17 protein-coding genes are annotated in these 20,228 nt (G+C 46.8%); 1 reads left to right on the top strand and 16 read right to left on the bottom strand.

Annotated features, from left to right (window positions below; all coding sequences use genetic code 11):
• Nucleotides 1–77: 77 nt before the first annotated feature.
• From C6P39_RS15175 to C6P39_RS15150, 6 genes are read right to left on the bottom strand one after another with little or no spacing between them, the layout of a single operon-like run.
• A complete protein-coding gene (locus tag C6P39_RS15175) occupies nt 78–956 on the bottom strand; it encodes an N-acetylneuraminate lyase (RefSeq protein ID WP_104804327.1) in 879 nt (292 codons plus the stop codon).
• 23 nt (nt 957–979) lie between these two features.
• Complete coding sequence (locus C6P39_RS15170; RefSeq protein ID WP_104804326.1) at nt 980–2,437, bottom strand: aldehyde dehydrogenase family protein; 1,458 nt, start codon at nt 2,435–2,437, stop codon at nt 980–982.
• 19 nt (nt 2,438–2,456) lie between these two features.
• On the bottom strand, nt 2,457–3,548 hold the full coding sequence (locus tag C6P39_RS15165; RefSeq protein WP_104804325.1) for a mandelate racemase/muconate lactonizing enzyme family protein: 1,092 nt from the start codon (nt 3,546–3,548) through the stop codon (nt 2,457–2,459).
• Complete coding sequence (locus C6P39_RS15160) at nt 3,518–5,005, bottom strand: FGGY-family carbohydrate kinase (RefSeq protein ID WP_104804324.1); 1,488 nt, start codon at nt 5,003–5,005, stop codon at nt 3,518–3,520. The genes C6P39_RS15165 and C6P39_RS15160 overlap by 31 nt, the downstream gene beginning before the upstream one ends.
• 17 nt (nt 5,006–5,022) lie before the next feature.
• Nucleotides 5,023–6,063, bottom strand: a complete 1,041-nt coding sequence (locus tag C6P39_RS15155; protein ID WP_104804323.1) for a 2-hydroxyacid dehydrogenase — start codon at nt 6,061–6,063, stop codon at nt 5,023–5,025.
• 30 nt (nt 6,064–6,093) lie between these two features.
• Nucleotides 6,094–6,984, bottom strand: coding sequence for a class II fructose-bisphosphate aldolase (locus C6P39_RS15150; RefSeq protein WP_104804322.1), 891 nt, complete (start codon nt 6,982–6,984; stop codon nt 6,094–6,096).
• 231 nt (nt 6,985–7,215) lie between these two features.
• On the opposite strand from C6P39_RS15150, the gene C6P39_RS15145 reads away from it, so the two are divergent.
• Entirely contained in the window at nt 7,216–7,755 is a 540-nt protein-coding gene (locus C6P39_RS15145) for a Uma2 family endonuclease (protein WP_104804321.1), read from the top strand.
• An 81-nt stretch (nt 7,756–7,836) separates the two neighbouring features.
• Here C6P39_RS15145 and C6P39_RS15140 read toward each other — a convergent pair whose 3' ends face one another.
• The 10 genes from C6P39_RS15140 to C6P39_RS15095 all read right to left on the bottom strand — a co-directional run bounded on the left by C6P39_RS15140 (nt 7,837) and on the right by C6P39_RS15095 (nt 20,142).
• The gene (locus tag C6P39_RS15140) at nt 7,837–9,432 is read right to left on the bottom strand and encodes a response regulator (protein ID WP_104804320.1); all 1,596 of its coding nucleotides are present in this window, start codon (nt 9,430–9,432) and stop codon (nt 7,837–7,839) included.
• Between the two features lie 15 nt (nt 9,433–9,447).
• Nucleotides 9,448–11,235, bottom strand: a complete 1,788-nt coding sequence (locus tag C6P39_RS15135; RefSeq protein WP_104804319.1) for a sensor histidine kinase — start codon at nt 11,233–11,235, stop codon at nt 9,448–9,450.
• Between the two features lie 155 nt (nt 11,236–11,390).
• A complete protein-coding gene (locus C6P39_RS15130; protein ID WP_104804318.1) occupies nt 11,391–12,347 on the bottom strand; it encodes a carbohydrate kinase family protein in 957 nt (318 codons plus the stop codon).
• A 3-nt stretch (nt 12,348–12,350) separates the two neighbouring features.
• Nucleotides 12,351–13,391 carry an NAD(P)-dependent alcohol dehydrogenase gene (locus C6P39_RS15125; RefSeq protein WP_104804317.1) on the bottom strand — a complete coding sequence of 347 codons (1,041 nt, stop codon included), beginning with the start codon at nt 13,389–13,391 and terminating at the stop codon, nt 12,351–12,353.
• A complete protein-coding gene (locus C6P39_RS15120; protein WP_158661583.1) occupies nt 13,381–14,439 on the bottom strand; it encodes an alcohol dehydrogenase catalytic domain-containing protein in 1,059 nt (352 codons plus the stop codon). The genes C6P39_RS15125 and C6P39_RS15120 overlap by 11 nt, the downstream gene beginning before the upstream one ends.
• A gap of 5 nt (nt 14,440–14,444) precedes the next feature.
• Nucleotides 14,445–15,620 carry a zinc-dependent alcohol dehydrogenase gene (locus C6P39_RS15115; RefSeq protein WP_104804315.1) on the bottom strand — a complete coding sequence of 392 codons (1,176 nt, stop codon included), beginning with the start codon at nt 15,618–15,620 and terminating at the stop codon, nt 14,445–14,447.
• Between the two features lie 22 nt (nt 15,621–15,642).
• Nucleotides 15,643–16,482 (bottom strand): carbohydrate ABC transporter permease, encoded by an 840-nt coding sequence (locus C6P39_RS15110; RefSeq protein ID WP_408608513.1) that lies wholly within the window; start codon nt 16,480–16,482, stop codon nt 15,643–15,645.
• A gap of 4 nt (nt 16,483–16,486) precedes the next feature.
• Nucleotides 16,487–17,371, bottom strand: coding sequence for a carbohydrate ABC transporter permease (locus C6P39_RS15105; RefSeq protein ID WP_104804314.1), 885 nt, complete (start codon nt 17,369–17,371; stop codon nt 16,487–16,489).
• A 21-nt stretch (nt 17,372–17,392) separates the two neighbouring features.
• Complete coding sequence (locus C6P39_RS15100; RefSeq protein WP_104804313.1) at nt 17,393–18,670, bottom strand: extracellular solute-binding protein; 1,278 nt, start codon at nt 18,668–18,670, stop codon at nt 17,393–17,395.
• Between the two features lie 596 nt (nt 18,671–19,266).
• The gene (locus C6P39_RS15095; protein ID WP_104804312.1) at nt 19,267–20,142 is read right to left on the bottom strand and encodes an AraC family transcriptional regulator; all 876 of its coding nucleotides are present in this window, start codon (nt 20,140–20,142) and stop codon (nt 19,267–19,269) included.
• Nucleotides 20,143–20,228: the final 86 nt, after the last annotated feature.

The raw sequence follows: 20,228 nt of genomic DNA, 5'->3' as shown, positions 1-20,228 counted from the left end.
CCCCTTATAGTCAAACAGACCCTTACGAATAAGGGTCTGCCTCATGGTAATCCCGGGACTCTTCATCCATAGCGAAGTCACAAAATATGGTTCTTCTGTGCAACATCCCTTAAATATCTTATCTGTTCTTCCTTTAACGGCTGGAATGGCTTTCTGCAAACGCCGCAGTCTGTTCCCTGCATCTTCAGGATTTCCTTGATTCCCTTAAAGACTCCTACGTTACAGAGCGCCGTAACGATTTCGTTTACCTCGTTCTGTACCTCCAATGCTTGTTCCAGGTGTTTTTCGCCAAAAAGCCGGCTGATCTTTACAAACTTGTCGGCCATGATATTGTAGGTGCTGCCTATTCCGGCCTCTGCACCGGCTGCCAGTGCACTCAGATAGATTTCATCGTGTCCGATAAAGACACTTTTCTCAGGATATTGTTTCACCACCTGCTGAAGCTGGAAAAGGTCATAACTTGTATGCTTTACCCCGATGATACCGTCATTTGAGAAAAGTCTTGTGATGTCCTCCATGGTAAAAGTAACAGATGACATGGCCGGTATATTATAGATTATGACCGGAATTTCCGCGGCCTCCGCCAGATCCGTATAATACTGTATATACTCATCCATAGTAAAAGGAAAATAAAAGGGCGGGACAGAGGATATGGCCGACACCTGTTGTTTCTTAGCATGTCTTGCAAGCGCTATGCTGTGTTCTGTTGCAAACATGCCAATATTCACGATGACATCTGCCCTGCCGTTTACTGCTTCCATCACTGCCTCTAACAGATATTTTCTCTCTTCCACAGAGAGCAGATAGGATTCCCCTGTGCTTCCGGCCACATAAAACCCGTTTACACCCATCTGCAGATTAGATTCCACCAGTTTTTGAAGTGCAGGTGCATGAATCCTGCCGTCCGCATCAAAAGGGGTTACCAGAGCCGTATAGATCCCTTTAAATTTTTTCATTCTTACAACTCCTGTCCCTGCTGTTATTTGCTCTCGTTGTATTTTTTCATAGCATACCGGAAGATAATGGATTTTTCCTGTGTCACCTCTTCCAGGACAGAGGACATACACTCCCTGCTGTTTCCGCTCATTTTTTTGCCGCCGCCAAAAGGCAGTTCCTGAGCGCGGAATCCGCCGGAGCCGTTCACAGCCACCATTCCTGATTTGAGGGAACCTGCTACTTTCATGGCATCCTGCAGATTATTTGTGATGACACCTGCGCTGAGTCCGTAGCTGGAAGCTTCTGCAATGTCGATGGCCTCATCCAGCGTCTCAAACTCAATAATTGGGAACAAGGGGCCGAATACCTCCATATCCCTGGCAATATCCATATCCACTGTCACCTGGTCCAGAACGGTCGGTTCATAGAACGCGCCTTTTCTGGCCCCGCCGTACACCAGTCTAGCCCCCTGGGATATGGTCTTCTCCACCTGTTTTTCTACCTCAATGGCTGCTTTTTCACTGATCAAAGTACCATAATCAGTCTCCATATCCAGAAGATCCCCTATCTTTACGGTTTTCAGGCGTTCTTCGATCAAGCGGTTCATAAATTCTTCCTTGACGGATTTATGTACAATAAAGCGTTTTGCCCCGGAACAGCACTGACCGGCATTCCTGGTTTTATCTCCTGCTTCGTTGACTGCCAGATCCATATCGCAGTCCGCGCAGATAATCAGCGGGTCGTTGCCGCCCAGCTCAAATTTGTAGTCTGTCAGGTTCTCGGCTGCCCTTCTGGCAATCTCTTTTCCCGCTTCCACGCCGCCTGTAAGGTTTACCTGGGCGATCAATGGATTCTCCACGATCCAGTTGCCCACCTTGGAGCCGCGGCCTGTGATACACTGAACTGCTTCCGGTGTGACACCTGCTTCCACCAGCAGTCCCATGAGTTTTAAAACGCAGAGAGGATTTGAAGTTGCAGGTTTCACCACAATGGCGTTTCCTGCCATGAGTGCCGGGCCGGCTTTGAACGCCCACAAAGCTGCAGGGAAATTAAATGGTACAATACAGGCAATGACACCCAGAGGTTCGTGGACCGTCACCTGCAGGTCATCATCATACCCGCCTTCAATACCCATGGGCATGGTCTTTCCATACTGGTGTTTAACAATTTCAATGGAGCTTTCAAAGGTCATATACACAGAGTCGATTTCCCCGTAGGAATCAAAAATGGGTTTGCCTGTTTCCAGAGTAAGGGTTTTGGCAAGCTCGTCTTTGTCCCGTTTCAATAACTCCAGGAATCTGCGCAGGATCTCTGCCCGCTCCCTGACAATTTTTCTGTACCATACTTTCTGTCCAATGGCAGCACTCTCGATCGCGTGATCCACATCTTTTTTTGTAGCTGAGGGAATGCTCTCCAGCAGGCCCCCGTCATAGGGATTTGTGACATCTATGGTTTCTTTGTTTTCTGCATCTGTCCAGTTTCCGTTTATTAACATTTTCATGATTCTACCTCCTCATTTTTTATCTTATATAATCCGGATTCACTTCCAGGCCAAGGCCGGGTTTGTCCGGAATGGTAAGGATTCCCTCTTTTGGTTCCGGTGGATTTTTGTAGACCATACGGGTGATATCCTCAAATAAGAACAGCCTTTCCAGAAAGGCACCGTTAGGAGCAGCACTTACCAAATGCATATGGATATGCTCCATGGCGTGGGGTGCCAGCGCCAGATTAAAACTCTGTGACAGGGCTGCCACTTTGACCATCTCTGTATATCCGCCGCATCTGGTAGCATCCATCTGGAGATAATCCACTGCCTCTGCCATCACTAAATCCCTGGCTCCAAATTTTGTATATTCGTGCTCACCGGTTCCAAGGGGAATATCCGTGCCCTGCTTAAATCTTCTGAGACCCGGAATATCATCTGCAAATACGGGTTCCTCAAAGAGCGTAATGTCATATTCCCGGATCTGGTTTGCCAGGCGCACCGCATCTGCAGCATGGAATGCATTATTGGCATCCACCATAAAACCAATGTCAGGTCCAATAGCCTCCCTGACCTTACGGCAGCGGCGCACATCGGCTGCAATGTCTTTTCCGCCGTTGTATCCCACCTTCAACTTGATATTTTTATATCCTCTTGCCACCATATCCTCTGCCTCAGCCACAAGTGCGTCATCATCGTGGGATGTCCAGCCGCCGCTGGCATAGATGGGTACTTCTTTTTTGGTTCCGCCCAGCAGTTTATACAGGGGCATTTCCAGAATTTTACCTTTCAGATCCCACAGAGCAATATCGACTGCACTCAGCGCACAGAAGGAAAGTCCTTTCCTCCCCACCCCCCTGGCATAATGGAATAATTCCTCCCAGATATCCTCTGTCTCAAATGGTGTCCTTCCCACTAATTTCGGTGCATAATATTTTTCAATGAGCTCTTTGATTGCCTCGCCACCTACCTCATGGTACGTGACCCCGATTCCTGTCATTCCCTGGTCTGTGGTCACCTGTACCACACACATTCCAACCGTTTCCACTTTTCTGGTTGCATCCTGAAACCCATACTGCACAGGTGCTGCCAGAAGATTCACCTTGACTTCTTTGATCGCGTGCTGCATATTTCCTCCTTATAGGAATCTCTTTTTCTCATATATACTGCGTATTGATCCTGATACCGATCAGATACCTTCCTGTTTGGCGCAAATACTTTATCTACCTCTATCATCTTATCCACCGCTTCATCAAAACTTTTGTAGTAACCTACACCCACGGCGGCAATAATGGCTGCACCCACGGCTGAAACCTCAAAGTTTTTGACTCTCCTGACCTCTTTTTGGAATAGATCGGCTTTAAACTGCAGCCATTTGTCTGAGGCGGAACCTCCACCGCCGCTGATGATGCAGCAGAAGGGCTTTTCATTGATCCGTTCCATCTCATCTATGATCTCTTTCAATTTAAAGGTAATACCCTCTATAATGGCCTTATAAATCTGTTCCGGACCAGCTAATGTGTCAAAACCATCCAGTCTGCAGCTTCGTTTATCATTGTCCGTCAAAAAGAAGATCGGGCTGGTTCCGTCATAGCACAGGCTGTTTTCCATGTCATCAAACAGGGTGTCAGGACTTTTATAAATTTCTTTCTGGAACCATTTTACATAGGAGCCGGCAATACTGGAGCCGTTTACTACCATGCTGTCCTGCAGAAGGCCGCATCCCAGTTCCACGACAGGTTTCATGGCACCTGCTATATATTCCTTTGAAAAGCTGCCGATCATCTCATATGTACCTGACACATTACCTGCAATATCGTTGTTATCCGGGCTGATACCCAATCCCAAAAATCCACATTCCGAGTCATGAGCTCCCAGGACAACCGGTATCTCATAGGGAAGTTTTACTCTTCCGAACTGTGTGATATGGCCCACCACACAGGTGGAATCACAGACAGCACCACCAAGCTGTTCTCTCTGTATGCCGATTTCCCGGATCAGCTCCTCTGCCCATGTTTTCTTTCTGATATCCAGCATGGTCTTCCTGTTTGCCAGGGTGTAGTCCGTACACAGTCCCAGATTCAATTTTCCCAAAATAAATTCCTGTATATTCAGAAAATACGCTGTCTTTCTGAACACCTCCGGTTCATGATTTTTTAACCACAGGATTTTAGAGCACACCAGCATGGACAGACAGGGTCCTCCAATCATCTGCCGGAAGTGTTCTCTTCCAATCTTCCCCTCCAGATAAGCCGCTTCCTCCTGGGCTCTGGTGTCAAATGCCATGATCATGTTATACAAAGGATCCATCGCCTCATCCACAGCGATCAGGCTGTCTCCGAAATAGGAAAATCCTATTCCAAGAATGGAATACCTGTCTTTTGCCTGCCTTATGATGTACTCCACCGCACTCTGTGCATGTTCCCACAGAGACAGCGCATCCATCTCTGACTGCCCTTCTTTTGTCCTGATCCAGCCGCTTTTTATAGATACCTTATCTATGATGCTGCCGGAATCTGCAGACATCAGAACAGCTCTTACGTTGGACGTCCCAAAGTCCAGTATCAGAACAGTTTTTTCTTTCATACCTGCACCACCACCTGCTATCTCTTATTTTTTAAAGGCTGCCCGGTAAAATAACGGTCCAGATCCTGCAGGATCACCGCAATAGAATTGCTCCCCACATTGCTTGTGGTACCTGCCAGATGAGGGGTGAGCGTGACGTTCTCTAACTGGAGAAGCGGGTTGTCTTTGGCAATAGGCTCCTGGGCAAACACATCCAGTGCCGCACCACCGATCTCATTGTTTTGCAGTGCCTTTACAAGTGCATCCTCATCTACCAGTCCCGCACGGGCTGTGTTGACAAAAATAGCTGTCTTTTTCATTTTTTTGAACTGTTCCCGGCCGAGCATATGTTTTGTGGTTTCACAGAGTCTGGCATGTATGGTCACATAGTCAGAGGTTACCAGCAATTCATCCAAAGTCACAGGCTCTGCACCCAGTTCCCTTACCTTTTCCGGTGACATGTATTCTTCATAGGCCACAATGTTCACTCCAAAAGGCTTCAGCCTGGCTGCCACCATCTGGCCGATTGCCCCAAATCCAATGATTCCCACTGTCTTTCCCGCCATATTGTGAGAATAAGGGAAGTTCTGAAACCGGATCTTCCAGTCACCTTTGCTGGATACCAGATTGCTTCTGACAATATTTCTCGTCTCCGCGATCATCATTGCCACCGTGTAGTCTGCAACAGGAGCCGCAACCCTGCCGGGCGAGCAGATCACGTCTATGCCTCTTCCCGCCGCTTCCTCCAGGTTTACATTCTCCACACCGCTTCGCAGCACACCGATCAATTTTAAGCTCTTAGCAGCGTCGATCACATCTTTGCCGATGGCGGCAAAATCTGTGATGATGATTTCCGCGTCCGCTGCTTTCTCAAGCAGTTCCTCCGGGGCTTTTGTCCATTCGGTTCCTTCTTTTTCTGTTTTTAAAATATAAGCCGCACGTTCTTCTTTTGTGTCGCCAAGACTTACTTCCACTACATCCACATCGGCATCATACTTGCTGAATACATGTTTTTCAGCCAATATATCCTCAGCTGTTATGGAAAAGTCTGCAGCGAACAATATTTTTGTTTTACTCATTTTTTCCCTCTCCTCTCCTGTTCCTGTAAATCAATAACGCATGATATCCATAGCCGGAATGATCGGTTTTGTCTTGAACCATTCAATATGTTTTGCAGTCTCCTCATAGGCAGTCTGGAAATTCGTTGCTGCGATGGCAAAATGAGGGGTGTTTTCCGGAAGTGACTGGGCTGTTTTCAGCATATCCTGGGCTGTTTTTACTACCAAAGCGGTACAGATATTGATCTTATTGATTCCTCCGTCCACTACCTTTGAGAAATCTTCTTGTGTCAGGCCGGAGGCCCCGTGGAGAACCAAAGGGATATTTAATTCTTTGCGAATCTGTTTTAACACTTCAATGTTCAGAACCGGCTTTTCTTTATAGATTCCATGGGCAGTCCCAATGGCAATAGCCAGTGCGTCGCAGTTGGTGTCCTCCACGAATTTTCTTGCCATGTAAGGTTCTGTGTAGATGGAATTGTCATCATCGCCCAAAGCTTCATGGGAAGTGGTATTGGCTCCCACATGGCCGATCTCAGCCTCCACATCCACACCACAGGCATGGGCCATCTCCACAACTTTTCTTGTAACTTTCACATTTTCCTCATAAGGCAGCATAGAGCCGTCGATCATGACACTGGTGGCACCGGCGCGGATGGCATATGCACAGGCCTCAAAGCTTGGGCCATGGTCCAGATGGAGGCAGACAGGTACAGATGAATTTCTGCAGCGGTTTGCCAGGTATTGATAAAGATTTGGATAATAGTCAGGTCTGTCCACCACATCTGTTTTTCCGAACATCATAATAATCGGAGTCTTTTTATCCTCTGCTGCGCACAGCACGCCTTCTGCAAACATAGGGTCAAAAACCGTAACGGCTGCGACTGCGTACCTCTCTTCAATTCCGTATTTTGTAATTTCCTTCAAGCTTACTAATGACATTTCTTTTCCTCCTTAAATTCTTTTATCTGTCCGCCCGGAAGGGGGTTGGATTCGGTATTCCCTTTAGGTATGGCACAATTATAGCAAGCAGCCTGTCGGAATTGAATGTGCTGAGATTTCCAAAAGGTTAAAATATTTTACTATCTCTCCTCCGCCTTGCGCACGATTGGTTTCAATGTTATAATTCGTATTAGAAAAAAGAAATCTACATTTGAGAAAGGATGTGCTGACATGCTGCCCCAAGAGAAAAATCACACCATCGATGATATCTATGCTCTGCCAGAAGGTACAAGAGCTGAACTCATTGACGGAAATATTTATTATATGGCTCCTCCCAATCTGAAACACCAGCGGATTTCCATGGAGCTCTCACGGATAATCGCAAATTATCTTCGGCAGAAAAATGGTTCCTGTGAGGTATTTTCAGCCCCTTTTGCAGTTTTTTTAAACAATACAGATGCGAAATACGTGGAACCTGATATTTCTGTTATCTGTGATAAAGACAAATTGAACAATAAGGGGTGTAAGGGTGCCCCTGACTGGATCATAGAAATTGTATCCCAGAGCAGCCGCCGCATGGATTACCACATAAAGTTATTTAAATATCGTTCTGCTGGCGTGCGGGAATACTGGATCGTGGATCATGAGAAAAATAGAATTATGATATATGACTTTGAAAATGAGGATACCAAAGATTATACTTTTCAAGATGTAGTGAAGGTGGGGATTTATAAGGACTTCTCCATTGATTTTTCGCAATTGAATCTGTAATATCCCTTCGTACCGTTTTAAATGACTCTCTGAAATGACAAAATGCACGAGAACCCCATCAAACGATGGAGTTCTCACTTTTTATTTCCTATTTGCTTTTCTAAATTGACTCACTGACATACCCGTATATTTCTTAAAACAAGCGCTGAAGTAATGAGGGTCCTTGATTCCCACTCGCTCTGCAATCTCGTAAGCCTTCAAATCGGACTGTTTTACAAACAGGATGGCCTTCTCCAGCCTAAGCTCAAACAGATACCCGCTGAAGGTCTTACCTGTCTTTTCCTTAAACGTGCGGCTGAGATAACTGGAGTTGGTGAAAAACAGCTCTGCCACAGAGACCAGGGAAATTTCTTCCTCCTGGAAATGGTCCTCCAGATACTCCTTCACGTTTCCCACCAGATTCTTTTCTTTATCCCCCAGCTCCTGCATAATGACTTTTGAGGTCATAATTATGATCTCCCTCAGACATGCCCGTACCTCATCCAGACTTTCCAACCGGAAGATCTCTTCCATGATTTCCTTCTGGGATCTCGGCATATTGGACAGACTGATCTTCAGCTCCACCAGCACTGTCATCATCTCCATGACAAAGCGGAATGCAAACTGGACGGTCTGCTCCCTGGAATAGTTGGAGTCCCTCATGTTTTCATATGTAAGCTCCAGCAGTTCCAGTATCTCCTGCATATTTCCCGTACGGATAAGGGAACCAAATTTATGTATATTCTCCTCACCTATATTTCTGGAAATTCCATACTTCTGACATACATCCCCAAACCGAATGATCTGATCCGGGCCGACTGCGAACCGGTATTTCAGAGCCTCTCTTGCTTCCCTGTAGGACAGGTTCAGATCACCTGGCCTGTGGTAGACTTCACCAATGCCGATACATATTTTCGCATCCATCAATGCCAAAAGACGTTCTCTTAAGCTCCCGCACAGCCTGATAAATCCGGCCTCATCTGCATTATTGAAAATAACAGTTCCAAGTATTGCCCCGCCAAACACATAGACAGAGGGAATATCCCTGAAAAATTCCTCGATCAGCCCCCTACACCGGCTTTCTATATCCAGTTTTTCTTCCCCATTCCCGCGGGAATTCCTGTCATGGGCGTATTCCACTTCTACCAGTGCAATCTGAAAGACTTCCCCCTGCACTTTCAGTCCCAGGTATTCCAGATTCTCCAAGGCCTGTTCAGGATCCTTATCCTGAATCAAGGTGGAGAGCTGATTCTCGATCATGTATTTAGAGTTTTCTTTGAATTTACTCCGCAGATTCTCTACCTTCTCCTCCCTGCCCCTCTCCTCCAGGACTGCATCCCTGACCTTGACTGCCGCCTCAGTCAGCTCCTCGCGGTTAATAGGTTTCAACAGATAGTCAAAGACACCGATTTTCAAGCCCTCTCTGGCATATGCAAATTCATCATGTCCTGACAGTATCACGATTTTTATTTTGGGGTGGCGTTCCACCACCCTGCGTCCAAACTCCAGACCATCTATAACAGGCATCCGGATATCTGTTATCACAATGTCAGGGGCCAGTTTTTCCACCAGTTCCAGTCCCGCCTCTGCCCCTGATGCTTCCCCCGCGATCTCAAGTCCAAGCTCATTCCAGTCAATACACCGGATTATCATCTGACGTACCAGCCGTTCGTCATCAACAATCAAAATTTTAAGCATGTCTGCCCTCCCACATTATTGTTCCGAATTCTTCGGGATTCTGATCATTACCTTCGTTCCCTTCCCCTTGACACTTTCAATGGTCACCAGATCATCCCTGTCATAAAACAGATGTATACGCTCTATGGTTCCATATACACCGAAACTCTTTCCTGCCTGACTCTCCCGGCCTTCTATCACTTCGTCAAGGCGTTCCCGGGTCATTCCCGCTCCGTCATCCTCCACCTGCAGCAGCACATAGTCACCTGCATCATGGCCGCTCACCACTATATTCCCCCCGTCAGCAATGGTTTTTAACCCATGATAAATGGCATTTTCCACGAAAGGCTGAAGCACCAGTTTCAGGGTCTTGCACTGCTTTACACTCTCCTCCAAATCATAGGATACCTCAAACACATCCTCATACCGGTATTTCTGTATGATCAGATAATTATATACAATCTTAAATTCCTCGTCCACAGTGATAACTTCCTGCCCTTTGTGCAGGCTAGTCCTGTAATAAGTGCCCAATGCCTGCATCATAACGAACACATCCTGTGAACGGTCCATAAGGGCCAGGGCTCCTATGGAATCAAAGGTATTATACAAAAAATGGGGCTTGATCTGTGCGTGCAGGACCTCCAGCTCATATTTGCGCTTTAGTTTCTGTTCTTTCACCACCTGTTTAAAGAGTGCGTTGACCTCACGGATCATCATGTTGTATCCCTTCTGCAGTTGGTTCATCTCCGCATTGGCTGGAATTGTTTCTATCTCCTCAAACTCTTTTCTCTCCACTTTTTTCATGGAAGCCAGCATTTTTGCGATTGGCATTGCCAAAAACCTGGTGATCACCAGTGCCCCGGCACACAGAAAAGCTCCGTTTATTACAAGCATGACAATGGTGAGCACCGTAAAGCCTCTGGCCTCCTCACCACTTTTCGCCCTTGGCAGGATACCAATTACAGACCAGGCATTCTCCTCCAGAGTCATTACAGATAATTTATAATTTTTCCCCCGCTCTTTCATCACCGCATATGGATCATCCACATCCTCTGCGGCTTTCAGGGAATCCTCTATGATTTCCGCAGCGCTGTACTTATCCTCATCAAAACTCTCCATGACCGGAACCCTGTTTTCATCCAGCAGCATCACATCCATATCATGCTCTGTCTGTGCAAAACGGCATATCTTGCTTATTTCCGTGAGCGGTATATTCAGTATTACCACACCGATGGGTTTGATGGTATTGATATCATTGATGACACGGATAAATGATATGTAATTGTCCTCCGTCAACTGTCCTTTCAGAAAGTTTCCTGCATTCCGCTTTAATATATATCCCCCCTTAGCATCCAAGGCCTCCTGATACCAGGAAGCCTCTTTTACGTTCTTTGAAGTTGGGGTTCTCACATATTCGTTGGCGGCAATATACATATTGCCGTAATTGTCAAACACATAGGCGGAGGCAATGAACGTACTCCCTGTGACCAGTTGGATGCTGGAGGTGTCAATGGAGAGATAACTATGGTCTCCCGCACCGGCGCTGCGCAGCACATTCTGGACGTTTTCACTGAAACCGATTATCTTTGAATACTCATTGGTACGGGATAAAAGCGCTTCAAAATTGATTTCTATGTCTCTCAGATTAAAATCAAGCGTCGTATTCTCGGACTCGGAGATGTTAGTCCTCATAATATAAAAATAGGCAGACGCACAGACAGAGACCGTAATTATAAACAGTATGATATAATACCCCATGATCTGTTTTCCAAAGGACACCTGATTAAACTTGTTCAACAAGAAGGAATTACGAATATTTTTCATATGCTCTGCCCGCCTTTTCTAACAGTTCAGACAGGTCTGCGCGCCAGCTTTATCCAGCCCATCGCGAAGCGATTTTTAATGGCTGGATGCGTAACAGTTCAGCTTGTCTGAACTGTTACCGCCTTTTCCTGATCTGAGCTGTTACCCTGTCTCTACTATATCAAAATTTTATTCTGATGTAAAAAACTTTCCACCTGGCTTCTGCTTTCCACTCCTTTTACCGCCCCTACACACTGGATGGAGAGTGCTGCCGCTGCGGAGGCATACAAGGCGCATTCCCTGATACCTAACCCGCACAGCAATCCGGATACAAAGCCGCCTGTAAAATTATCTCCTGCCCCGGTAGTATCCGCAACCGGCACTTGGAAAGCCGGAATCACGCCGATAAAAGTCTCGGAGTCTATATAGACACCTCTGCCGCCCAGCTTGATGATCACATTCCTGACACCCATACTGCGCAGGATAGCGGCGCCTTCTTTTGGAGATGAATTTCCGGTAAAACAAAGCATCTCCTCCTGGCTGGGAATCAGATAGTCCACAAACGGAAGTGACTCCTTTAAGATATCCAGTGTATCTTTTCCCAGATTATCCACCATATCCGCTGCGATCACTGTACCGTTTTCTTTTGCCCTGGTGAAAATGGCGGCAAAGCTTTTTCCGTCCAGCCTCCTGCTGCCTCCCATACTGCCCACGGACAGCACTTTCACCGTCTTATCAAGCAGTTTTAGATCCATATGCTCCAAAGCATATGCATCAACCGTTCCATGCCTGTGCGTAATGAAACTGCGCTGTCCATCCTCCCGTATACAGACAACGCTCACGGACGTGGGATATTGGTCTGTGACGAAAATCCCGTCCCTGCCCACCTGATATCTCTGACACTGTTTTTGGATCATCTCTCCAAATGCATCATTGCCCACAAGACTCATAAGCGTCACTTCATGTCCCAGCTTAGAGATGACGATGCTTTGGTTCAACGCATCCCCTCCCGTTTCTATGATCATACTGTCCGCTGTATGATCGCCTTTGATTCCAACGCTTAGATCAATACCTTTTATCAGCACATCTGCCGTGGACATGCCAAGGCAGACTGCTTTTCTTTTTTTATCCATAAGCTATTCTCTCTGCATCTCCACCATGACTTTGACATTGGTCTTCTTTTCATATAGTGCGGTGTCGAATGCCTTCTTTGCCTCCTCCAGGGGGAAGATGCCGGATACTATTTTCTCTATATCAATGCTTTTATTTTCAAGGGCACGGATTGCCATGGGATAGATATTCCTGTACCGGAATACGGATTTTATCTCCACTTCCTTATTCATGATCTCCAGAAACTCAAACTCTGTCTTTCCCGGTGTGTTTCCGATCAGGGTAATAGTTCCGCCTCTTTTTGCCAGCTTTCCGGTGAGAGCTGTGGTAACAGGATTTCCCGCTGTCTCAAATACGATATCAGCTCCCAGGCCCTCTGTCAGTTCCATGACTTTATCTATAACATCTGTGCTGCCTGTATTGATGACCTGCCAGGCCCCCAGCTCCTTTGCTCTTTCAAGACGGACGTCAAAGAGGTCTGCCACGATCACCCTGTCTGCCCGGTAAAGGAGAGATGATAATAGTGTCACAAGCCCTATACAGCCGCTTCCAAGGATGACAACGGTTTTTCCGGGCATGACTCCCGCCTGCCTGACTCCGTGGAGGCCAACTGCCAGGGGCTCGATCAGTGCCCCGCTTTTGAGTGAAACCGTATCCGGAAGTTTAAAGCACAGATCCGCCGGATGGACTGTGTAATCCCGCATGGCCCCATGACATGGGGGAGCTGATAAGAACTCCACATTGGGGCACAGGTTATATTTTCCCGATTTGCACCATTCACATTTTCCGCAGGTCTTTCCCGGTTCCAGGGCTACCCTGTCTCCGGGACGCAGATTCGTCACCTTACCTCCCGCCTTCTCCACAATTCCGGAGCACTCGTGTCCCAGGATAAAAGGATACACATCCCGAAACCCGTCCTCACCCATCTCATAAAAATGGACGTCAGAACCGCAGATACCGCAGTATGCGATTTTCACAAGGACTTCGTTCTCCCCGCAGTCAGGCATCTCCGTAAAACCCACTTCCATTTCCTTTATTCCGGTAACAAAAGCCGCTCTATTTTTCATGGGCATCCTCCCTGTCAAAAGGGTGGATCAGCACTTTGATGGCATCTCTGCTGTTGATGTTAAAATCCAGCGCGTCAAAGTAGTCATCCAGGGCATATTCGTTGCTGATGAGGACTTTTGTGTTTACCTTACCTGTGGCAATGGCATCCACAGCCCTTCCGAAATCTCCCACCTGGCTCAGAGTGGAGAGATAAGTGCATTCTCTATCCCAGAACTCAGAAAATGGAAATGCCAGCTCCTCCCCTCCGTGGTAATAACCGTATCCCAGGATCCTGCCGCCCATTTTCATAAGTTTCGGGACGGAGTAAACCAGTTCTTTTGCCCCCGTCGCGTCAATCAGACAGTCCACTCCCAGAGGGAATTTCTCCATCACGGCATTTTCATGTACGGAATAATCATTTCTGTCCATTAAGATCGTCTCAATCCCAAGTCTTTCCAGAATATCAAGCTTCTTCCGGGTGGAACCCACCACTGCCACCCGGGCTGCACCGGAATTCTTTGCGAGCTGGGCCAGAATCAGCCCCTGGGGACCTGCACCCATTACCAGCACGTCATCCCCATACTGAATATCAATCTGGTCCATGGCGTGGACACAGCAGGCAACCGGCTCTGTCATACTAGCCTCCTCAAAAGTAACATGCTCCGGTATATGGTATACCTTCTGTGAGCTCACCACTACATACTCGGCCATGCCGCCATTGATGTTATGTCCGAGCGATCCAAAGTCCCTGCAGTGGATGGGCTTATTTTTCTTGCAGTAATAGCAGGTGCCGCAGGGGACCGTATTGTCCACGGTCACTCTGTCCCCCACTCTGCAGTTTTTCACATTTTTTCCTACCTCATGGACAATCCCCGAGAACTCATGTCCGGGTACCACCGGATATTTTGAGAGGGATGTCCCCGTGGTATCATGCCCCTGCTCCACGCCGATGCAGATTCCGCAGCACATGACCTTCACGATCACCTGGTCATCCATGCACTCCGGATAAGGGATATCCGTTACCTTTCCATTTTCTCTGCCGGCTTCTGTATATAACAATGCCTTCATTTTTGTCACCTCTCGTCTCCAAGAACCAGTGTTCCTTTAATATAATCAGGCTCGCCCATTTTCTTAATATGATCCATCAGCTCTTCCAGACTGTAGAATTTATGTGTCAATAATTTGTGGAACGGATACTGCTCATGTCTTTTCAAAAGTTCAAATGCTTTGTTGAATACCCGGGGACCATTTGCCACCAAGCTGTTGATCCGCACGTTTTTGCTGAACACCAGGTTTGAGAAATCCACACTGAACTCCTCCCCAAAACCAAAGGGAACGCCCACCTCAATGTAAGTTCCAAGTTTTTTCACCAGTTCCAGCCCCTCAAAGGATGCCAGGGGTGAGTTGGCACACTGAATGACCAGATTCGGTCCTCTGGAGGTCAGTTCTTCCCGGATATACCTGATCCTTGTCTCTTTGTCCATTTTACTGCTGTCCACCACATGATCACATCCCGAAATTTCCTGTGCCAGTTTCAATTTTTCCTCTTTAAAGTCTGTGATGATCACATTTTTGCATCCCATGATCTTCAGGACCATGGCAGCCATGATACCCACGGCCCCGGCTCCAATGACAACCGCTTCTGTGCTGGTGTTCAGGGATTCTCCCCACACGCCCGCCTCCGTCTGCGCCATCTCAATAGCCCGCATGGACACTGAGAGCGGGTCAAGCAGAGTCGCCACGGTACTTGGCATATCTTCCGGAAGTTTCCATACATAGGTGCCCGGGAAAATATAGGTGTATTCTGCAAATCCGCCTTTGAAATGAGGGAAATCTGCCACATCCGCTGTGATCTTACTGTCCCCCATGGTGTCCCTGCCGCCGTAGCAGAAACCATTTTCACACACCATGCAGACGCCATTGCCGTTCTCCAGACAGTCCGGGCAGGTTCCGCAGGTGATCCACGGATACGGAACGATCCTGTCCCCTTCTTTCAAAGGACCGCCGAAGGCATAAATGGTCTCATTGGCACGTTTACCCATCTTCACGATTCTTCCCACAAACTCATGACCAATGGTACAGGGCGCTTCCGGTGTCATCTTCACACCATGTCCGTCTGAACCACAGATGGATGCTGCCTCGATCTTAACTAGTATCCCGTCCTCCTGCACGTCGGGAATGGGGTAATTCTCAATATCAATATGGTATGGTCCCTTAAAAACTGCGATCTTTCCTTCTTTGTTACTCATCTTTCTACCTCCTGATTTTAAATTATCCTTTTACGGCTCCTGCCATAAAACCTTTCTGTACCTTGTCGCTCATAAAAATATAAATGATCAGTGTGGGGAAGGAAGCCAGCACCAGGGCCGCCCCTATGGGTCCCCAGCTTGTAGTGAACTGACCCACCATCTCCTGGATTCCTACGGTAAGTGTTTTCATACTTGATTTTGTGATGAAGACTGACGCAAACATAAATTCATTCCATGCATTGATAAATGTCAAGATTGTGATCGTGGATATGACCGGTTTCAGCATGGGCAGTATGATCCTGAAAAAACTCTTAAAAATATTACATCCATCCAGAAACGCACTCTCCTCCATCTCCTTGGGAATGCCTTCCATGAATCCCACGTATATGTACACCGATATAGGTATATTAAAAGCTATATACGGCAGCACCAGACAGGCATATGTATTTAAGATGCCAACCTTTACATAAGTCAGAAACAGTGGAAGCAGAGCCGCATGTATGGGGATCATCATACCCAGAAGGAAAACCGTGAGTGCTGTCTTCTGGAATTTCCACTTCATTCTTGATATGGCGTAAGCCGCCATCGCTGCAAACAGTACTGTGCCTAAAATGGTCAAAGCCGTTACAACCAGGGTATTGATAAAATACTGGCCGATATTTCCTTTTATCCAGGCTTCCACATAGTTTCCGAACAGCCAGTTTTTTGGCAGTCCCGCCACGTTTCCTCCGAATATTTCCTCATTATCCTTCAGCGAAAAGAAAAACATCCAGATGATAGGATATATCTGTACCACTGTCACGATCCCAAGAAACGCATACAGGAAAACTTTACTTGCTTTTATCTTTTTCAAAATCCGCACCTCCTTACGCCTTTCTTAATTTTTTGAATACTTTTTGCAGGATCACCGTGATGATCAGACATTCCACAACGATAAAGGTTGCCACTGTACTTCCCTCACCGTACACATTTCTCTTCATCAACAGGTCATACATTAAAGTACTGGGTACTTCTGTAGCGCCCAGGGGACCTCCGTTCGTCATGACATAGATGAAATCAAAGGTCTTCAGGCTTCCTACTGTGGCGATGACGATACAGGTCTCAACCACAGGCATGATCAGAGGCAATATGATTTTCAGGCTTATCTGAAAATAGTTGGCCCCATCAATTTTAGCCGCCTCGATAATATCCGGGGAGATGGATTTGATTGCCCCATAGAACAGAAGCATATGATACCCGATAAACTGCCACACCAGCGGAATCATCACTGCCCAGAGTGCAGTGCCGGATTCTGCCAGCCACGCTCTGGCGGCAGAATCCAAACCAATGGCCCTTAAAAATGTATTCAGCAGTCCATAATCCGGGTTGTATACTTTGATAAACAACTGGGCTATGACAATAGTGGATACCACCATGGGTATAAAAAATGCGGTTCTGAAAAAACTTTCGCCCTTTACGCCCTTTGCCAGAAGCAGAGCCAACAGCAGGGCAATGGGCTCCTGCACTAAAATGGAAAGCAGCAGAACAATGATGGAGTGTCCAAATGACTGCCAGAAATCATGCCCATTTTTAACGAATATTTCCACGTAATTTTTCAGTCCCACAAAGGTGCCTTCACCAATTCCATTCCAGTCCAGAAGGCTGTAATATCCCGTCGCAAGAATAGGAACTACCATAACTGATAAAAAGATCAAACCTGCGGGTAACAGGAAAATGGCAATATGCTTCTTATTTGATAACACACGTTCCATTGCTTTCCCTCCAAACTTTCTTTATTTATTCACTGCCGCTTCCAGATTCTTGGCAAAGTCTTCTGCAGTAATGGTTTTTCCGTATAACTGGGCTACCAGGTCCAGCCATTCCTGTGTGGCATCTGCAGGTAAAATAGTATCCCATGCGCCTACATACCCTGTGGCATCTGCTGTAAATTCCATTACCTGTTTATTCAATGCGTTCACATTTTCAGTGGCCTCCTCAGGGACTTCCCAAGCTACCAGGCCTCCGTCCAGGATCGCGCACTGTTCGGACAGGTATTGGCATACTTCCACCGTCTCCTCGGGATAGGCACAGTCCGCACCCACACAGAGGGCCCCGTTGTCGCCTCCGAAATACTGGTTCTCATCTACAGTGCCCTCCGCCAATGGGAATTTCACTGCTTTTACTTTGCCGTCCACTGCTGTGCCCTCCAGTGTGGCGGAAAGCCATGTTCCCATAAACTCCATTGGAATTTTTCCCTGGGTGAAATCAGCCTCCACCTCATCTCTTGTGAGTCCCAGGGTTCCGTCCGGGAAAGCGCCTGCATCCACCAGATCCAATGTTAGCTGTACTGCTTTTACCACTGCTTCATTGTCAATGGACTGTGTTCCCTGGGTCATCTTTGCCGCTGTCTGTGCGCCTGCCATCTGCTCAATATAAGCATTCGTGAACTGTGCGCCTGTCCATTTATCTTTCATACCCACAGCCAGAGGTGTGACACCCTGCGCCTTGAAGCGTTTGCAGACTTCCACAAATTCGTCATATGTAGTGGGGATTTCCAAATTGTACTGGCTAAACAGCTCCTCATTGCAGTACAGGACACCTACCCACAGATAAGAGGGAAGCCCGTAAAGCTTGTCGTCAAATTTGTATCCGTCGAAAGCGCCGTCTTTCATTTTTCCCTTTGTCTCGTCATCCAGGTATTCGTCGAGAGCCATCACCTGTCCTGCCTCCACAAACGGCTGGACAAAGCCTCCTCCCCAGGAATAAAAGATATCCGGCGTCTCATTGGCGGCAACCATGGTTTTTATCTTTGTTTTGTAGGTCTCCACATCTGCTGTCTCGTGGTTGATGGTGTAATCAGGAAACTCTTCCTTTGCCATTTCCAGTGCTTTTAGGAAATTCACAGCTCCTGAATCTGCGTTTGTCTCAGAATATAACGTAAAAATATTGATTTCCGGTTTTCCGTCCGCCTTCTCCTTGCTGGACCCTGATGCCTCATCTTTTCCACACCCCGCCAATGCTGCCACCATACACGCTGCCATTGCCATGGACAGCAATTTCTTTTTCAACATAATCTCTTCTCCTTTTCGTACAGTGTGAATACTGTTTATTTTTGATAGATAAATTATAACAATCTTTCTGTTTGTTCTGAATGTGTTCTGATTACTAAAAAGTTTAAAAATATTACGTTTTCTAACTTACCGCCCTGACAGGCGGCATACCCTCACAAAATTACTGCCGTCCTTTCCTAAAGGGTAATTCCCCCTCCCAGAGCGCAGATTCTAACTCAGGAACTGACACTGTCATACCTCCTCAACCCCATTTTCCGCTTATTACGTAAACGAGTCAGAATAACTTTTTTTATAACAAAAAAACTCATGGAATTTTGCGTACAATGTCTGTAAACAATACCATGAGTCTTCCCTTCTTAAAGAAAACCGTAATTCTCAAAGCAGGACATCAGCCCTGCCTATTTCAAGTCTCCACCGACTGACGATAACAGCGCCAGGAAGAATTGTTACTGTCCACTCCGTGTCCAGTAACACGCTTCGCGATGCACAGATATAGAGCATTCTGCCCCATATCGCGCTGGCTGCCTCGGGATTTTCATGCTTCCGGCATGAAAACGCCTCCCGGTACAGTAGCCTGTGTACAGTAACGCAGAATTTCAATTTTTCCCTTTTGCAGCCCAAAGGTTTCTATATTCCCTGGGCGTCATTTTCACAATCCTTTTAAAGACACTGTTAAAAAACTTCTTATCCTCATACCCCACCGCCTGCGCGATCTCCCCAATCCGCATATCGCTGCCCGCCAGCAGCTGGCAGCTCTTCTCTATTCTGACCTTCTGCAGATATTCCCGAAAGGAAAGCCCTGTCTCCTGCCGGAAAATCCTGCTGATATAGGACAGGGTATAATGATACTGCCGGCAGAACTCTCCGAGGTTGACATAATTCTGATAATTTCTGTCAACGTACTGAATCACGTCCAGCACGGCCCTGTGTTTTGGGTGCTTTTGATTCTCATGGATGCCTTTTCGCAGAGTGAGTATGAGCAGTTCGATGAGTCTGCACCGGAATACCTCTGCATACCCCTCTTCTTTCTCCTCATACTCCTCCAGCATGCCCATGATCAACTGTTTGATCCGTCCGTTCTCATCATGGAAGATGCGGTCTACAGGTGTCTCACCCGGTATAGAGGTATAATAGCGGATCAGGCAGCCGTGCAGCAGTTCATCCAGAGAACGGCACCCTGTCAGTGTCTCATCTATCACTTCAGGCAGAAAGATACAGTTGATCAGTGTAAAATCCAAACTTCTGGAATAGCTGTGCACACTTCCATAGTCCACAATAAAATAATCCCCCTCTGTGAGCATTCCCTCTGTAGAATTGAGCGTATGCACTGCGGTTCCCTTCACCACATAGACCAACTCAAAAAAATCATGGTTATGGCTCTCCATATCTGTCTGCTGATATGGCATCATGACCAGTCTCTCCTGCTCCTCCTTAGATACTTCCCTGATATGGATCGTTATTGATTTATTCATAAGACAAATTCACCCCCTATTTTAGTTAAATACAGGTGTTTTTTTTCATTCTATTCTCTGGTATCATGATAGTCAAGAGAAACTGT

Origin of the sequence: Blautia marasmi (genome assembly GCF_900258535.1) — a bacterium.
Taxonomy (GTDB): Bacteria; Bacillota; Clostridia; order Lachnospirales; family Lachnospiraceae; genus Blautia; species Blautia hominis.
This window is presented reverse-complemented; position numbering and strand designations above follow the sequence as displayed.

What these genes read in the sequence shown, in the direction of transcription:
- C6P39_RS15130 (WP_104804318.1), bottom strand. Translation starts at nt 12,347, where the DNA reads ATGGATAAAAAAAGAAAAGCAGTCTGCCTTGGCATGTCCACGGCAGAT.
- C6P39_RS15150 (WP_104804322.1), bottom strand. Translation starts at nt 6,984, where the DNA reads ATGTCATTAGTAAGCTTGAAGGAAATTACAAAATACGGAATTGAAGAG.
- C6P39_RS15145 (WP_104804321.1), top strand. Translation starts at nt 7,216, where the DNA reads ATGCTGCCCCAAGAGAAAAATCACACCATCGATGATATCTATGCTCTG.
- C6P39_RS15100 (WP_104804313.1), bottom strand. Translation starts at nt 18,670, where the DNA reads ATGTTGAAAAAGAAATTGCTGTCCATGGCAATGGCAGCGTGTATGGTG.
- C6P39_RS15165 (WP_104804325.1), bottom strand. Translation starts at nt 3,548, where the DNA reads ATGCAGCACGCGATCAAAGAAGTCAAGGTGAATCTTCTGGCAGCACCT.
- C6P39_RS15095 (WP_104804312.1), bottom strand. Translation starts at nt 20,142, where the DNA reads ATGAATAAATCAATAACGATCCATATCAGGGAAGTATCTAAGGAGGAG.
- C6P39_RS15160 (WP_104804324.1), bottom strand. Translation starts at nt 5,005, where the DNA reads ATGAAAGAAAAAACTGTTCTGATACTGGACTTTGGGACGTCCAACGTA.
- C6P39_RS15135 (WP_104804319.1), bottom strand. Translation starts at nt 11,235, where the DNA reads ATGAAAAATATTCGTAATTCCTTCTTGTTGAACAAGTTTAATCAGGTG.
- C6P39_RS15125 (WP_104804317.1), bottom strand. Translation starts at nt 13,391, where the DNA reads ATGAAAAATAGAGCGGCTTTTGTTACCGGAATAAAGGAAATGGAAGTG.
- C6P39_RS15115 (WP_104804315.1), bottom strand. Translation starts at nt 15,620, where the DNA reads ATGAGTAACAAAGAAGGAAAGATCGCAGTTTTTAAGGGACCATACCAT.
- C6P39_RS15175 (WP_104804327.1), bottom strand. Translation starts at nt 956, where the DNA reads ATGAAAAAATTTAAAGGGATCTATACGGCTCTGGTAACCCCTTTTGAT.
- C6P39_RS15170 (WP_104804326.1), bottom strand. Translation starts at nt 2,437, where the DNA reads ATGAAAATGTTAATAAACGGAAACTGGACAGATGCAGAAAACAAAGAA.
- C6P39_RS15120 (WP_158661583.1), bottom strand. Translation starts at nt 14,439, where the DNA reads ATGAAGGCATTGTTATATACAGAAGCCGGCAGAGAAAATGGAAAGGTA.
- C6P39_RS15105 (WP_104804314.1), bottom strand. Translation starts at nt 17,371, where the DNA reads ATGGAACGTGTGTTATCAAATAAGAAGCATATTGCCATTTTCCTGTTA.
- C6P39_RS15155 (WP_104804323.1), bottom strand. Translation starts at nt 6,063, where the DNA reads ATGAGTAAAACAAAAATATTGTTCGCTGCAGACTTTTCCATAACAGCT.
- C6P39_RS15140 (WP_104804320.1), bottom strand. Translation starts at nt 9,432, where the DNA reads ATGCTTAAAATTTTGATTGTTGATGACGAACGGCTGGTACGTCAGATG.